The organism is Pandoraea oxalativorans, assembly GCF_000972785.3.
GTDB lineage: Bacteria > Pseudomonadota > Gammaproteobacteria > Burkholderiales > Burkholderiaceae > Pandoraea > Pandoraea oxalativorans.
The window spans coordinates 1,400,228-1,415,905 of sequence record NZ_CP011253.3; the positions used below are offsets into that span (position 1 = coordinate 1,400,228).

At 64.5% G+C, this 15,678-nt stretch carries 11 protein-coding genes; 6 read left to right on the top strand and 5 right to left on the bottom strand.

Annotation, left to right across the window (positions count from 1 at the left end; genetic code table 11):
* Positions 1 to 126 precede the first annotated feature (126 nt).
* Both MB84_RS06400 and gltS read left to right on the top strand, forming a co-directional pair.
* Positions 127 to 1,347, top strand: coding sequence for an ISL3 family transposase (locus MB84_RS06400; RefSeq protein ID WP_046289972.1), 1,221 nt, complete (start codon positions 127 to 129; stop codon positions 1,345 to 1,347).
* A 290-nt stretch (positions 1,348 to 1,637) separates the two neighbouring features.
* A complete protein-coding gene (gene gltS, locus MB84_RS06405) occupies positions 1,638 to 2,858 on the top strand; it encodes a sodium/glutamate symporter (RefSeq protein ID WP_046291165.1) in 1,221 nt (406 codons plus the stop codon).
* 85 nt (positions 2,859 to 2,943) lie between these two features.
* Here the strand turns inward: gltS and argH are convergent, their stop codons facing one another.
* The 3 genes from argH to ppc all read right to left on the bottom strand — a co-directional run bounded on the left by argH (position 2,944) and on the right by ppc (position 8,506).
* Positions 2,944 to 4,341 carry an argininosuccinate lyase gene (argH, locus tag MB84_RS06410; protein WP_046291166.1) on the bottom strand — a complete coding sequence of 466 codons (1,398 nt, stop codon included), beginning with the start codon at positions 4,339 to 4,341 and terminating at the stop codon, positions 2,944 to 2,946.
* A gap of 120 nt (positions 4,342 to 4,461) precedes the next feature.
* Positions 4,462 to 5,277 carry a gamma subclass chorismate mutase AroQ gene (aroQ, locus tag MB84_RS06415; RefSeq protein ID WP_169834986.1) on the bottom strand — a complete coding sequence of 272 codons (816 nt, stop codon included), beginning with the start codon at positions 5,275 to 5,277 and terminating at the stop codon, positions 4,462 to 4,464.
* Between the two features lie 229 nt (positions 5,278 to 5,506).
* The gene (gene ppc, locus MB84_RS06420; protein WP_046291167.1) at positions 5,507 to 8,506 is read right to left on the bottom strand and encodes a phosphoenolpyruvate carboxylase; all 3,000 of its coding nucleotides are present in this window, start codon (positions 8,504 to 8,506) and stop codon (positions 5,507 to 5,509) included.
* 79 nt (positions 8,507 to 8,585) lie between these two features.
* On the opposite strand from ppc, the gene hemC reads away from it, so the two are divergent.
* From hemC to MB84_RS06435, 4 genes are read left to right on the top strand one after another with little or no spacing between them, the layout of a single operon-like run.
* The gene (gene hemC / locus MB84_RS06425) at positions 8,586 to 9,554 is read left to right on the top strand and encodes a hydroxymethylbilane synthase (protein ID WP_046291168.1); all 969 of its coding nucleotides are present in this window, start codon (positions 8,586 to 8,588) and stop codon (positions 9,552 to 9,554) included.
* Positions 9,551 to 10,537 (top strand): uroporphyrinogen-III synthase, encoded by a 987-nt coding sequence (locus MB84_RS28855; RefSeq protein WP_052653017.1) that lies wholly within the window; start codon positions 9,551 to 9,553, stop codon positions 10,535 to 10,537. Before hemC ends, MB84_RS28855 begins: the two co-directional genes overlap by 4 nt.
* The gene (locus tag MB84_RS28860; protein WP_052653018.1) at positions 10,524 to 11,675 is read left to right on the top strand and encodes a uroporphyrinogen-III C-methyltransferase; all 1,152 of its coding nucleotides are present in this window, start codon (positions 10,524 to 10,526) and stop codon (positions 11,673 to 11,675) included. The genes MB84_RS28855 and MB84_RS28860 overlap by 14 nt, the downstream gene beginning before the upstream one ends.
* Positions 11,676 to 11,685: 10 nt before the next feature.
* Complete coding sequence (locus tag MB84_RS06435) at positions 11,686 to 12,858, top strand: heme biosynthesis HemY N-terminal domain-containing protein (RefSeq protein WP_046291169.1); 1,173 nt, start codon at positions 11,686 to 11,688, stop codon at positions 12,856 to 12,858.
* Between the two features lie 165 nt (positions 12,859 to 13,023).
* Here the strand turns inward: MB84_RS06435 and MB84_RS29795 are convergent, their stop codons facing one another.
* A complete protein-coding gene (locus MB84_RS29795; protein WP_157122647.1) occupies positions 13,024 to 14,328 on the bottom strand; it encodes a hypothetical protein in 1,305 nt (434 codons plus the stop codon).
* Positions 14,325 to 15,314 carry a hypothetical protein gene (locus MB84_RS06450; RefSeq protein WP_046291172.1) on the bottom strand — a complete coding sequence of 330 codons (990 nt, stop codon included), beginning with the start codon at positions 15,312 to 15,314 and terminating at the stop codon, positions 14,325 to 14,327. Before MB84_RS06450 ends, MB84_RS29795 begins: the two co-directional genes overlap by 4 nt.
* Positions 15,315 to 15,678: the final 364 nt, after the last annotated feature.

The following is a 15,678-nucleotide window of genomic DNA, read 5'->3' on the forward strand; positions in this document are numbered from 1 at the left end:
TCGGAAAAGTGCGGCCCCATGTGAAAGCATGGGGCTTTTTTTTGGTTCATCGCGCAATAGCGTGGAGGGATTTGACAAGTTTTCGTACTCTTGATGGCAGGAATTTGCCATCAGGAGTGCGTGGAGATGCTGGATCGCAAGCTGCTGGAGTCGCTGGGAGGCTGGCAGGGCTATGCCGTCGAACGCGTGGAGTGGCCCGAGGGCACAGGGCGCACGCTGTCGATCTATTTGAAGCCAACCGCCAAGGTGATGCTGTGCGAGCAGTGCGGCGCACGATGTCGCCAGGTCCATGAGACCACGGTGCGCCGGGTGCGAGATCTGCCGTTATTTGAGTACCGGGTTGTTCTTCATGTTCCACGCCGGCGCTTGTTGTGTGAGCAATGCGGTGGCCCGCGCCTGGAGCGGCTTACTTGGCTGGGTCGCTACCAGCGGGTGACGGATCGGCTTGCGGCGGCCTGCAGCCAATTGCTGCAATCGAGCAACGTGCAGGCGGTGGCGAGGTTCTTCGAGCTGGGTTGGCATACCGTCAAGACGCTGGACAAGGCCCGGCTCCGAGCGTCAGTGCGCGAACCGGATTGGTCCAGGATCGAGTATTTAGCGATGGACGAGTTCGCCCTGCATAAAGGGCATCGGTACGCGACGGTAGTCGTCGATCCGATCAGCAGGCAGGTGCTGTGGATCGGCCCAGGACGCTCACGCGAGACGGCTCGGGCGTTCTTCGAGCAATTGCCGCGTGGGGTCGCCCAACGCATCAAGGCCGTAGCCATCGACATGACTACGGCCTACGAGTTAGAAATCCAGGCCCACTGCCCACGGGCGGAGATCGTCTATGACTTGTTCCATGTCGTGGCCAAGTACGGACGAGAGGTCATTGATCGGGTGCGCGTGGATCAGGCCAACCAACTGCGCCAGGACCGTCCCGCGCGCCGGGTCATCAAATCGAGCCGCTGGCTGTTATTGCGCAACCGCGACAAGCTAGACCGGCAGCAGGCCGTCCGGCTCGACGAATTGCTGCAAGCCAACCAGCCGCTGCTGACGGTCTATGTCCTGAGGGACGAACTCAAGCGGCTCTGGTTCTACCGAAGACCTGCCTGGGCAAAACAAGCCTGGCACCACTGGTGCGAGCAGGCCGAGCAAAGCGGAATAGCCCCCTTGAACACCTTCGCTCAGCGTCTGAAAGGCTATCTGCATGGCATCCTGGCCAGATGCCGACATCGTCTAAACACCAGCATCGTTGAGGGCATTAACAACACTATCAAGGTCATTAAGCGGCGCGCCTACGGCTACCGAGACCAGGAATACTTCTTCCTCAAAATCCGCGCCGCCTTCCCCGGTAATGCTCAATGAACCTTTTTTTTCGGCCAAGGCGCGTATGTGGCGGTGGTGCCTTCGCATACGCCGATTAGCGGTGTGCAACTTGCGTAATTCGTTCGTAGGCGATGCCGTCGCAACGTCAATCGCCGCAAATTTCCGTAAACATCTGTGAATTCTCGCGAAAACCTCGCAAACGCCCGTGGCATGGCCTAAAACACCAATTTGGTGGCGTTACTCGAACACGTCATTTTTGGGATTTTTCACATCATTTTCTTGGGACGTCATTGCTAAACTCGTCGCATTTTTCGAGTGGGGGGGAGGTCATGGACGTCACGAGGGAACTGGTGTTCAGCACCTACGGCACACTCGTCTGTGCCACGTTGGTGTTGCTGCTGGGGCGCAAGCTTGTCGAATGGATCGCGCCGCTGCGCACGTACAGCATCCCTGAGCCGGTCGCGGCTGGCCTGCTGGTGGCGCTCGGCACGCTGGCGATGCGTCAGTTCGGACATTTCGAACTGCGGTTCGACACCTCCCTGCAAGGCCCGCTGATGCTGGCGTTTTTCGCGACCATCGGCCTGTCGGCGAATCTCGCGAGTTTGCGTGCGGGCGGCAAGCGGCTGGTGCTTTTTGTGGGTGTCGTGGCGGGCATGCTGATCATGCAGAACGTCATCGGTGTCGGGCTGGCTGTCTCGATGGGGCTGGCGCCGGGCATCGGTTTGCTGGGCGGCTCCATCACGCTCGCAGGCGGACATGGCACGGGCGCAGCCTGGGGCGAGACGCTCACGACGCGCTACGGCGTCCAGTCGGCACTCGAAATTGCGATGGCGTGTGCCACGTTCGGACTGGTGATGGGCGGTTTGCTGGGCGGGCCGGTCGCGCGATATCTGGTCGGACGCCGACTTGGCGGCAAAGTCCCGGGCCGTGAGGCGACAAAGGATGCTGCACCGGAAGGCTTCGAGCAACCGCATACGGTGCGCCTGATCACGGCGCAGGCGTTGATCGAGACGGTGGCGATGATCGCCATCTGTCTGCTCGGCGGCGAGTTGATCGCAGCAGGGCTTTCGGATACGCCGTTCGAATTGCCGACGTTCGTCTGCGTTCTCTTTACGGGCGTGCTTGTGCGCAATCTGCTGTCGCTCGTCCGCTATGAGGTCTTCGACCGTTCGCTGTCTGTGCTGGGGAACGTGAGTCTGTCGTTGTTTCTCGCGATGGCGCTCATGGCCTTGCGACTGTGGGATCTGTCGACGCTGGCCGTGCCGATGATCGTGATTCTCGTGACGCAGGCGGTGGCGATGGCGGCGTATGCCATCTTCGTCACGTTCCGCGTGATGGGCGGCAACTACGATGCGGCCGTGCTCGCCGCAGGTCACTGCGGCTTTGGGCTGGGGGCGACGCCGACCGCGATTGCCAACATGCAGGCAGTGACGGAGCGCTTCGGTCCGTCGCACCTCGCCTTCCTGATCGTGCCAATGGTGGGAGCGTTCTTTATCGACATCCTGAACGCGCTCGTCATCAAGGGCTTCCTGTCGTTGCCGTTGTTCTGACGACGCGATTCGTCCAGCCCACAAAAAAATGCCACCTGTGAAGATGGCATTTCTCGTTGCTCTGCGCCGAAAGACGTCGAAGCGCTTACTTTGCCAGCTTCGCGCGTGCGGCTGCAATGGCACGCTGCACCTGCGCCGGCGCGGTGCCGCCGATGTGGTTGCGGCTGGCGACGGAGCCTTCGAGCGTGAGGTATTCGAAGACGTCCTCCCCGACGAGCGGCGAGAACTTCTGCAATTCGGCGAGCGAGAGATCGGCCAGATCGATGTCGCGATCCGAGCAGATCTTCACGGCGTGGGCGACGATCTCGTGGGCGTCGCGGAACGGCAGACCCTTCTTCACGAGATAGTCGGCCAGATCGGTCGCCGTCGAGAAGCCTTGCAGCGCTGCGTTACGCATATTGGCTTCGCGCACCTTGATGCCCGGCACCATGTCCGCAAAGATGCGCAGCGTGTCGATCACGGTGTCGACCGTATCGAACAGCGGCTCCTTGTCTTCCTGATTGTCCTTGTTGTACGCGAGGGGCTGGCCCTTCATGAGCGTGAGCAGGGCGATCAGATGCCCATTGACGCGGCCGGTCTTGCCACGCGCCAGTTCCGGCACGTCCGGATTCTTCTTCTGCGGCATGATCGAGCTGCCCGTGCAGAAGCGGTCGGCCAGATCGATGAATCCCACACGCGGGCTCATCCACAGGACCAGTTCTTCCGAGAAGCGCGAGACGTGCGTCATCACGAGCGCGGCGGCGGCCGTGAATTCGATGGCGAAATCGCGATCCGACACGGCGTCGAGCGAGTTCGTGCAGACCTCTTCGAAGCCCAGCGTTGCGGCCACGCGCTCACGATCGATCGGGTAGCTCGTGCCGGCGAGGGCGGCAGCGCCTAGCGGCAGACGGTTCACGCGACGACGCACGTCGAGCATGCGCTCGGCATCGCGGCTGAACATCTCGAAGTAAGCCATCAGGTGATGACCGAACGTCACCGGCTGTGCGACTTGCAGGTGGGTGAAGCCCGGCAGGATCGTGGCGCTGTGCTGTTCGGCCAGATCCAGCAACGCGCGGCGCAGGTCGCCGAGGTGCGTGCCGATGTTGTCGATCTCGCTGCGCAGCCACAGACGGATGTCCGTCGCGACCTGATCGTTACGCGAGCGGCCCGTGTGCAGGCGCTTGCCCGCGTCGCCGATCAGGGCGGTCAGGCGGGCTTCGATATTGAGGTGGACGTCTTCGAGATCCAGTTGCCACTCGAACTGACCGCCTTCGATTTCGCCGCGAATCTGCGTCATGCCGCGCTGAATGTCGGCCAGATCCTGTGCGCTGACGATGCCTTGCGCCGCCAGCATGTCGGCGTGGGCGAGCGAGCCTTCGATGTCGAACAGCGCGAGGCGCTTGTCGAAGAACACCGACGCGGTGTAGCGCTTGACGAGATCGGAAACGGGTTCGGAAAAGCGTGCCGACCAGGCTTCGCCTTTCTTGTGGAGTTGGGAGGTCATTGTCGTAGCGTGGCCAAACGTGGAACGTAGCGGAACCGTGGCAAAGCACGGCAAACCGCGATTATACAACCGCCGCGCCCGGGCCACGACTGCCGGGCGCTGTGATCCTGTCCGTTCGGCCTAGTGGGGCGTTGCCGCCATCGAGAGCGTCCAGATGCGCGGTGGGGCAGACAGACACAGGCCGGACGTCGCTTCGTCGAACGCCGCCCGTTGCAGCGCTTCGAGCTTCGCGGCGCGGGCGATGCGCTCGCGGGCCTGATGGATGCGCGCCAGGCGCGTCGGGTCGTCCGGCAGGGCGCACAGACGGCCGAGGTCGTGCAGCAGCGAGGTGCCCAGCTTGTCGAGCGCCGGACGCAGGCGCGTGCCCAGATCCACCGGCTCGCCCGGCGCATGGCCGTCGCGCGTCCAGCGCGCCAGCAACGCCGTCTGCACGAGCTTGCCCGCCTCGATCTGGAGACGGAAGAAGGTGCGGGCCTGCGCAGGCGTGAGGCCGTACTGCGGGGCCTGCTCGCCCATGCTGTCGAGCAATGCCTGTTCGCGCGCCGTGTCCTGCACGGCTTTGCCCGAACCGTACTTGTTGCGCGCCACGGCTTCGCTGATTGCCAGCCGCTTGAGAATGCCGTTCATCAGCGGATCGAGCACCGGGTCGACGACCGGACGCGGCCTGACTTCGCGTGACGGATGGGCTGGCGCACCCGCCATCGCTTGCGACACGAGACGCACCGCGAAGCCGCGAACGCCATGCGGCGCGGCCGCCAGCGTGTGAGAGGGCGGGTCGCTGGCGTTCGGCTCAGCGAGGGAGGGCGCTGACGTTTCGGCTGGGACAACGGCTGGAACAACGGCTGGGTCAGCGGCTACGAGCGCGGCTAAGGCCGGGCTGGCATACGCCAAGTGCGTAGCTGCACCCAGTCCCAGCAGCGTAGAAGTGACGAACAACGTTGCCCGTCGGGTGAAGGTTGCGTGTCTGGATCGCCCGATCGAATCGGTATGCATGATGGTTGCCCCCCGGCAATCTGGTCGAATGGATCGCAATATAACGTCCTATCGGACGACTGTCGTTGGGGAGATTCCCAAGGCGCGGCGCACCGACCGGCCGTGCGCCCCCACGCAAACAGCCTGCACCGGCCTCGCAGGCGTGACCGGTGCAGGTCGGACCGACGCGGGATCAGCCCGTGTTGCGAAGGCCCGCTGCGATGCCGTTGATCGACAGATGGATGCCGCGACGCGCCCGCTCGTCCGATTCCCCGGCGCGGTGACGGCGCAGCAGTTCGACCTGCAAGTGATTGAGCGGGTCGAGGTACGGGAAGCGGTTCTTGATCGAGCGCGCGAGCATCGGATTGTCCGCCAGGCGCTCGTCGTGCCCGGTGATCAGCGCCAGCGCCTGCGACGTGCTCTGCCATTCGTCGACGATCCGGCTGAACACGCGCTTGCGCAGCTTTTCGTCGGCCACCAGTTCGGCGTAACGCGATGCCACGGCCAGATCCGTCTTGGCGAGCACCATGTCCATATTCGAGAGCAGGTTCGCGAAGAACGGCCAGCGTTTGACCATCTGACGCAACGTGTCGAGACGTTTATCGCGCCCGGCGGCGTCGGCCTTGCTGCCGTCGCCTTCGAGATACGCACTCACCGCGCTGCCGAACCCGTACCAGCCGGTGAGCAGCAAGCGGCACTGCCCCCACGAGAAGCCCCAAGGAATCGCGCGCAGGTCTTCGATGCGACGGTGCTTCGGATCGGAGAATTTGCGCGACGCGGGACGCGAGCCGATGTTCAGCTCGGCGATTTCGGCAATCGGCGTGGCCGAGAAGAAGTAGTCGGTGAAGCCCGGCGTTTCGTAGACCAGATCGCGATACGCGCTGAAGGCCGTGTCCGAGAGCGTCTGCATGACCTGCTCGTACGCGGCCAGACGCGGCGGTTGATTCAGACTCGGCAGCAGCGTGGCTTCGAGCGTGGCGGCGACGATGGTCTCCAGATTGCGGCGTCCGATCTCCGGGTTCGCGAACTTGCTGGCGATGATCTCGCCTTGCTCCGTCAGACGGATCTGACCGTTCACGGTGCCCGGCGGCCGCGACAGAATGGCCTGATATGTCGGGCCACCGCCACGGCCGACGGTGCCGCCACGGCCGTGGAAGAGGCGCAGACGAATGCCCTTTTCCTCAAACAGACGCACCAGCGCCAGTTCGGCCTTGTACAGCTCCCAGTTGGACGTGAGGAAGCCGCCGTCCTTGTTGCTGTCGGAATACCCGAGCATCACTTCCTGCTCGCCGCCTTGCAGCGTCACGACGTTCGACATGCCGGGGATGTCGAAGAACTCCCGCATGATGACGGGCGCGTTGCGCAAGTCGGCAATCGTCTCGAACAGCGGGATGACCATCGGGCCGACCTTCGATGCGACGCCCTTCGTACTGTCGCCGCCGTCGCTGTCGAGCGCGCCCTGAAAGAGTCCCGTCTCCTTTTGCAGCAGCATGACTTCGACCAGATCGCTCACGGTTTCCGTGTGCGAGATGATGTAGTTGCGAACCGCGCGTGCGCCGAAGCGGGCGCGGATGTCGCGCGCCGCCGAGAACACGGCGAGTTCGTCGCGGGTGCGTTGCGAGTAGTCGAGGTACGGCGAGAAGAGCGGACGCGCCTCGCGCAGTTCGCCCAGCAGCAGCGCAAGCTTTTCGCGCTCGTCGAGTTTGGCGTAATTCGCTTCGACGCCCGCCTTCGCGAACAACTCGGCAATGACCGCTTCGTGAATGTCGGAGCTTTGACGCAGGTCGATGCTCGCGAGGTGAAAGCCGAACACTTCGGCGGCGCGCACGAGCGGCCCGAGCCGCTGCGAGACCAGCGCGCTGCCGTGGTGTGCCATGAGCGAGGCGACGACCGTATTGAGGTCCGAGATGAACTCGCTGGCGTCGTGATACGGACTGGCATTGCCGACGGCGCCGCGATGCGGCACATGGCCGACCCAGTCGCGTGCAGTCGCGGCCAGTCGCGCGTACACGCCGATGAGGGCGCGTCGATAGGGTTCGTCGGTGCGGTGCGGCGAGTCGTCCGGCGAGCGGCGGGCCAGCGTGAGCAGGGCGTCGCTCGCACCGGCGAGCAGTTGCGAGACGGACAGTTCCGCCCCCAGCAAGTGCACTTCTTCGAGGTAATGCGCGAAGATTTCCGTGGCCTGACGCGTGATCGCCAGTTGCAGCGTCTGCGCCGTCACGTTCGGATTGCCGTCGCGGTCGCCGCCGATCCAGCTGCCCATTTGCAGGAAGCGCCCCAGCCCCTCCGAGCGCACGCTCGGCACGGCGTCGTGCAGTTCGGCGGCAACGTCGTCGTACAGCGCAGGGATTTCGGACAGGAACGTGCTGCGGTAATACGACAGCGCGTTTTCGATTTCGTCGGCCACCGTCAGACGAGAGCTACGCAGCATGCGGGTCTGCCACAGCGTCGTGACGTAAGCGCGCATCGAATCGGTGTTGCGCGACGACTCGCGCTCCGTGAGGGCGTCGTCACGATGTTCCAGCAGACGGGCGATTTCGCGCTCGGCGTCGAGAATGCTCTTGCGCTGAACTTCGGTCGGGTGGGCGGTGAGCACCGGCACGATGAGCGCGCTGGCGAAGAAGGCTTGCAGCGTGGCGGGGTCGTCGCGTCCGGCGTCTTTCAGGCTTTGCAGCGCAGCGCTCAGGCTGCCCCGCTGGGCGCGGCTGCCGGCGAGCGCGTGCACGCGACGGCGACGGTTATGGTGCCGGTCTTCGGCGATGTTCGCGAGGTGCGAGAAGTAGCTGAAGGCGCGCACGACCTGAATGGCCTGCTCGTTGGTCAGCCCGTTGAGCAGCGAATCGAGCGCCTTGGCGGCGCTGCGGTCGCCTTCGCGGTGAAAGCGCACCGCGTTCTGGCGAATGGTCTCGACCAGATCGAAGGCGTCGCTGCCCTGTTGCTCGCGCAGCACGTCGCCCAGCAGGCGGCCGAGAAAACGGATGTCCTCCCGCAGCGGCGCGTCCTTGTCCTCACGCGAGCGGCGCACTTTGGGCGCGGCGGCGATGGCAGTGGACTTGTCCTGCCCGTTGACCTTCTGGCCCGGGCGCTTGGATGGGGGGGATGAAACCGCGGCTGCTGCCTTCGCGGGGGACGTCTTGCCGACCGACTTGGCCCGGCCCTCTTTCGGGGCTTTTGCCTTTGCGCTGCTCTTCATGTCGCTCCTCTCGAGACCCGCCTTTCGGGCCGGTCAAGCGTGTTACCATTTTTTCTTTTGGTCTTCACGCGGTTGCTGAATGAACTTCGCTGCTCCTGAAACCCTGGTGATCGCATCGCGCGAGAGCCGTCTTGCCATGTGGCAAGCCGAACACGTGCGTGACGCGCTGCACAAATTATATCCGCAGTGTCACGTGAGTATTCTCGGAATGACCACTCGCGGTGACCAAATTCTCGACCGCTCGCTCGCGAAGGTCGGCGGCAAGGGCCTGTTCGTCAAGGAACTCGAACTGGCGCTGGCCGACGGCCGTGCCGATCTCGCCGTCCACTCCCTCAAAGACGTGCCGATGCAACTGCCGGACGGCTTCACGCTGGCCGCTGTGCTTAAGCGCGAAGACCCTTGCGACGCCTTCGTCAGCAACGATTACGACAGCCTCGACGCATTGCCCGCCGGGGCGGTGGTCGGCACGTCGAGCCTGCGCCGCGAGGTGAGTCTGCGCGCACGCTATCCGCATCTCCAGGTCGCGCCGCTGCGCGGCAACCTGGACACCCGTCTGGGCAAGCTGGACCGGGGCGACTTCGCGGCGATCATCCTCGCAGCCGCTGGCCTGAAGCGCCTTGGACTGGGCAGCCGCATCCGCGCCATCATCCCGACCGACGCGAGCCTGCCGGCCGCCGGTCAGGGGGCGCTGGGCATCGAGGTGCGCGCCGGACGTCCCGAAATCTTGCAATGGCTCGCACCGTTGCACGATGCCAACACCACGCTCGCGGTCAGCGCCGAGCGCGCCGTCTCGCGAGCGCTGGGTGGCTCGTGTCAGGTGCCGTTGGGCGCTTACGCCGAGTTCTCGCCGCAGGGCGAGCTGGCGCTGCGCGCCTTCATTGCGTCGACGGACGGGGCGACCGTGCTTCGTGCGCAAGGGGTCGGGCGCATCGCACAGGGGGACGTGGCGGGTGCCGAGGCGCTGGGGCAGCGCGTGGCGCAGGAACTGATCGACGCGGGCGGGTTGGCGCTGGTGCCGCCGTCCGAGCCCAAGGACGCCGCCGTTTGACGTCGCGCGCGCCGCGTGCAGCGGCTCCGTCCTCAGCCGTCGATGCCGCTGCTGGCACTGACCTTCGGGCCGTCGCCGCGCCGGTCGCGCCGTGCGCGATCCTGACGCGCCCGGACGGACAGGCGCAGTCGCTGGCCGCCCGGCTGCACGTCGAGGGCATCGATACGCTCGATTTTCCGCTGTTGCACATTGCGGCGCAGACCGATCCGGCGGCGCTTGCTGCGCTCGACGATGCGCTGCGTTCGCTCACGTCGTACGCGCTGGCCGTCTTTGTCTCGCCTAACGCTGTGGTGCATGCGCTGTCGCGATGGGGGCATCTGCAAACCCCTGGCGGTGCGGCTGACGATGGCGAGATCGCCGTGCGCTGGCCCGAGACGCTGCCGGTGGCCGTCGTCGGCCCGGGCAGTGCACAAGCGCTGGCCGAAGCGGGTATTGCGGCACCGGCGCATCGCGTGATCGTCCCGCCGGGCGGACCGGAGGCACGCTTCGACTCGGAAGCCTTGCTCGAACAACTGGATCTGCCGGCGCTGGCCGGTCGCCGCGTGCTGCTGATGCGCGGGGACGGCGGGCGCGAGTTGCTGGCCGACACGCTGCGGGCCAACGGCACGCAGGTCGATATCGTGAGCGCGTACACGCGTCGTGCGCCCGAACCGGACGCCGCCACGTGGGCCGCACTCGAAGCCCGGCTGGTTTCGCCGCAGCGATGCGCGTGGGTGCTGACCAGCTCCGAAGCGGTCCGGCATCTGAGCACACTGTTGGCTACACGCTACGGCACCCGCGACGGTGCGCACACGCCGCGCACCCCGCAGGTACTCGCGCAGATCCTCAGTGCACCGTGCTTTACATCGCATACCCGCATCGCGGATGCCGCGCGTGCCGCGGGGTTTGATAGGATTACGCAGTGCGCGCCCGGCGACGACAACTTGCTGGCCGCACTCAAAACATGGGCGGATCCCATTCAAGTCAAGCATGACGACAGATAATCGCGTTCCAGAGTCTTCCCAGAACCCGTCGGCGTCGACCGGCCCGACGGCACATTCCACGGCGACCGGCGGTGCGACGTACAGCACTTCCGGCAGCCCGCCCGCGTGGCAACCACCCGAGCCGCCGCAAAAGCGTCGCGGCTCCGGTGCGGCGCTCCCCTGGCTGCTCTTCGTGCTTGTCGCGGCGGGGGCCGGTATCGGCGGGTGGTCGCTCAACCAGAAGCTCGACCGCGTGCAGCAGGAAATGGCGCGCCGTCAGCAAACGGGCGATGCGCAGGTCCTGCAGGCACAGGTCCGTACCGCGCAGGCGCTCGACAATCAGCGCGATCTTCAGAATCGGCTCACTTCGCTGGAAGGGCGTGTGTCCGACGCACGCGGCCAGCAAGCTGCGCTCGAACAGCTCTATCAGGAACTCGCGCACAACCGCGACGAATGGGTGCTGGCCGAGACCGAGCAGATCGTCACGAGTGCGAATCAACAGCTTCAACTGACGGGCAACGTGCGAGGTGCGCTGATTGCGCTCGAAGGGGCGGATGCGCGTCTGGCCCGCACGGGCGCACCGCAACTCGCCGGTGTGCGCGATGCGCTGAAGAAAGACATCGACCGCCTCAAGGCCGTACCGGCCGCCGATCTGCCGCAACTCACCGGCAAGCTCGATCAGGCCATCGCCATGATCGATACGTTGCCGTTGCAGGCCGAGGAGCAGCGCGTCGCACCGAAGGCGGACGGCACCGGCCCCAGCGGCGCGGGCGAGACCGGCTGGACGGCGACGTGGCAGCGCCTGAGCGGTGAAATGCTCGGCAGCCTGAAGCAACTGGTACAGGTGCGTCGTCTCGACGATCCGGATGTGATGCTCGTGGCCCCCGAGCAGGGCGCGTTTTTGCGTGCGAACCTGAAGCTGCGTCTGCTCAATGCACGTCTGGCGCTGCTCGCACGCAACGCCTCGGCCGTGCACAGCGACGTGCAGGTCGCCGAGGCTGCGCTCGACAAGTATTTCGACGCCAAGTCGCGCCGCATCGCCGCCGTCAAAACGTTGCTCGATCAGGTCGATTCCGGCTCGCGCACCATCGAACTGCCGACCCTTGACGCCAGCCTGACCGCCATCGGTCAGGTCAAGGACGTCAAGGAAAAGCCGTAAGGAGCCGGGCATGCGAGGACTGATCTGGTTGACGCTCCTGTTTGCGGTAGCGGCCGGCTTCGCGGTGCTGGCCACGTTCAATCACGGACAGGTGGTCATGCTGGTGCCGCCGTACCGTATCGACGTGTCGCTGAACCTGTTCGTGCTGGCGTTGCTGGCCTTGTTCGTGGCGCTGTACGTGATCGTTCGCGTGCTGCGCAACATCTACAAGATGCCGGAACGCGTGGCCGCGTACCGCAATCGCCAGCGCAGCCGTCGCGCGAACATTGCGCTGCGCGATGCCGTGGCGAATCTCTTTGCGGGACGTTATACGCGCGCAGAGAAGGCGGCACGCGAAGCGGCCGAGCAGGACGACAATCGTGGCGTGGCCGCGATCATCGGTGCGCGTGCAGCGCATCGCATGCGCGAATTCGCACGGCGCGATGCCTGGCTGACGGAAGCGCAAGGGGCGAATCTCGAAGAAGCACGTTTGTTGCAGACGGCCGAATTGCGCGTCGACACGCGCGATGCCGAGGGCGCGCTCGAAGCGCTGACGGAAATGCGTGCGCAGGGTGCACGTCGCATGCAGGCGCAGCTTGTCGCCCTGCGGGCTCATCAGCATCTCAAGCACTGGCCCGAGGTGCTGAATCTGCTCAAGGTGCTGGAAAAGCGCGAGGCGCTGCATCCGGCGTTGGCCGCGAAGCTCAAGCAGACAGCGAGCGAGGGCATTCTGCGCGACCATCGTCACGATGCGGACGCACTGCTCAAATGCTGGCAAGAACTGCCTGCGGACGCGCGTACTTCGGCACGGACTGCCGATGTCGCCGCCGAGCTGCTGATTTCGCTGGACCGTCCGCGCGAAGCGCGCGACATCGTCGAAGCTGCGCTGGCCGAGCATTGGGATGGCCGTTTGCTGCGCCGCTATGCGGAGTGCGCCGGTGCAGACGCCTTACCGCTCATCCAGAAGGCGGAAGCGTGGCAGCAGCGTCACCCGAACGACCCCGATCTGCTCTACGCGCTGGGCAAGCTGTGCCAGCATCAGCGTTTGTGGGGCAAGGCGCAGACGTTCCTCGAAGGGGCGCTGCGTCATACGGCCGACCGGCATCTGCAACAGCGTCTGCATCTGGCGCTCGCACAGCTCTTCGAAGGGCTGGGGCAGATGGATCAGGCGAATCGTCACTACCGGGCGTGCGCCACGGCGTGACAATGGCCGGGCCTTCGATGGCCCGGTTTGCAACGAAGTTTCGTCAGCGCCCGCGTACAGCGGGCGCCGACGTTTGCGCGCCCCGGATTACGGCGATCGCACGAAGATCGCCGCACAGGCGTGAGGCGTGCCTCTCAGGTGTCGAATCCCTGACGTTGATGTGGCCTACGCACCGGCCAGCGCATTCAACGCGTTGCGGATTTTCGTCTTGTTCTCGGTATTGAAGAGTGTCGAGACGCTATTCGTGACGGTGACGATTGCGGGTTTCCAGCGCTTGCCCGGGAGCGTTGCCAGATCCATGTGCGATATCAATTTTTCGATGACGCACGCACGCGCATCCTCCCTTGTCACGCCTTTCAGAAATCCTTCCAGTGCCCTAATCCGAATCTGATCGTCTTCGCGCGAGACCGTACGAGGGTAGTGATAAAGCGGCTTGGCGATGTCGGCGCAGGCGCTCGCGATATCCTCCGCCTGACCGGGAGGGTTCGACGAGAGCGCGTTGACGAACCCCGACATGTCGCTGGGGGAGAAGGATGGGTTGCCTTGCCCCACCTTATCGAGCGCATGCTTCCAGACCTTGTAGCGATCGGCTTCCGGCGTCAGCGACATCTCGCGGGTCACGATCCGGGCGGCGAGTTCAGGGGCGAATGCCAATTCGATGGCGTTGTACTTTCCCCAGAGTCCCGAGATGAGCGCAAGGCAGGTTTCCGGTCGATCTTTAATTTCGTTCGAGGCGAAATTCAGGATGTGATTTGCCGTTTCCAAATTGACGGCCTTGTCACCGATATTTCTGAAGAACTCTCTGACTCTGATTTTCGCCACACCTTCATCGATCGGATTGCCCTTAGGGGACACAAGCTCGGTGAAGACCTTCTCGGTCGCGATCGTCGTTGATTTTGCGTCCTTTTCCTGCTTGTTGCGTGGGAAATCGGTTATCGCATCAAAGAAAACGCCCAGCGTTTTTGAGGAGAGTGGGGACGAGGTGTTGAGCTTCATCAGAAAGAGTTGCGTCCGTTCTTTCGAGAGGCGATCGGGAAATTGCATCTTTATCGCCTTCAACGTAGCTCGAAGCTGGGTCAGCTCGGCATTCGTCGGCTCGTCCGCGCTGGCGGGGGACGGCAATGCCCTCAACGGGACGGGCACATTGGTGCTGCTCGCCGTGCAAGTGCTCATAGTCCCCGTGTCGAGACTATCGCCGGTCTGGGACATCCGGGTCAGCGAGGCGGACATCTCGGCTTGCGTCGGGTTTCGCGGCGTGCTCGAGTGGGTGTTCGTTTCCGAAGTCTGCGGGGCAACGGCGTTCGGCGAGGAGGATGCCGGGGAAATTTCCATCATGAACTCCTTGAGTTCGTTGGGAGGGATTTCATCGTGCGCCCCATCGCTGATGAACACCTTTGCTTTTCGATCACGGTCCCGACCGGTTTTCGACGCGGTGAGCGAATCCTGAAAAGCCGCGTGGCGGCCGGTCAATCCATCATCGTGACCTTGTAGTCGTCCATCACTTCCGCGAGCGTTTGCGCCATCGTTTCGGCCAGATCGTCGAAGCCACAGCGACGGCATGTCGAGCGCAGATCGTCGAGTAGCTGAGCGGATTCGTCGGGCGAGAACGTGAGATAGACGAAGTCGGCGCGCGCCATGACGATCTCGATCAGATGGGCCAGCAGTGCTCGCGCGTCGCGCTCGGGCATGCTGTCGACGCGGTCGGATATCGCATCGATGGTGTCGTACATATCGGCGCTGTGTAGCCGTTGATCGGGATGCACGATGGCCCGCGCGACGGTGGCTATCTCACTGCCGGGAACGGATTTGAGTAATGCGTCCGTGAGGTCGCGCCACCCGCCGTGAATGACGAAATTGCGCGAGGCGCTCACGACCGCTAACGCAGCGGGGCGCTGTTCAGCCTCCGTGAGCAGCCCGATGAACCGGGCCATCGGCACGAGACGCTGCGCTCGCGGACACGCTTTCGAACGTTCCACGGCCGCGAGTAAATCGCCCCACGCAGCGGCGCGTGTGTCCGCGCGCATATCGGCAATCGCGTGCAGGCGATGCGCGATCAGATGTTCGATGCTGGCAGATGTCGACGTTTGCGCGAGCGCCTGCGCACCGTCGCCGGACAGCTTGTCGACGGTGAGCAGCATCGCGCGTGCCGCAATCGCTGTGCGGGCTTCGAAGCGGTACGTCAGGGCGACGACCCGTTCGAAGGCCGTCGTCCAGCTCGCTTGCGACTGCTCGGCTTCCAGACGTCGCAACAAGCCTTCCATCAGTTGATGCGCATCGGCATAGGGGCATTTGTCGAGCACTGCTTCCATGGCGCGCGACGCCAGCGTCGCGAACCAGTCCGACGCCTGCGATGCCGGGTCGCCAAGCGTCAGCAGCGCTTTGCGCAATACGTGATCGGGAACCGGCGGGCTCGCGCGATACGAGACGCCGGACGTCGACGGCTTGGGTTCGAGCACCGGAATCTCGTGCAGGGCGGCAAGGCGCTTCCAGCGCGATAAATGAAGGGGCTCGTCAAAACTGCCGAAGGCAGCACAAGCATCTCGCTTTCCCAGGGCGCGTGACGGCACCGAAGGCGGCGCTGAATCCTGCACGACAGGCCGCAGGAGCCAAGGCGGGCTATGCGGTCGCTGTAGCGTCTGCCAGAAATCGCGGACGAAGGTGTCTGTGGGCGTGCCCGGGGCGCTGGTGCCGGACGACGCGGCTGTGGCGGGCCTTACGGGCGTTGCGGACCGTGGGGACGCCGTCGTCGTCGTATCGCTGTTGACGCAAGCGTGGCCGGACGGCGCGGTAGGGCTGTAGCGCGGTGTAGGGAACAAACGC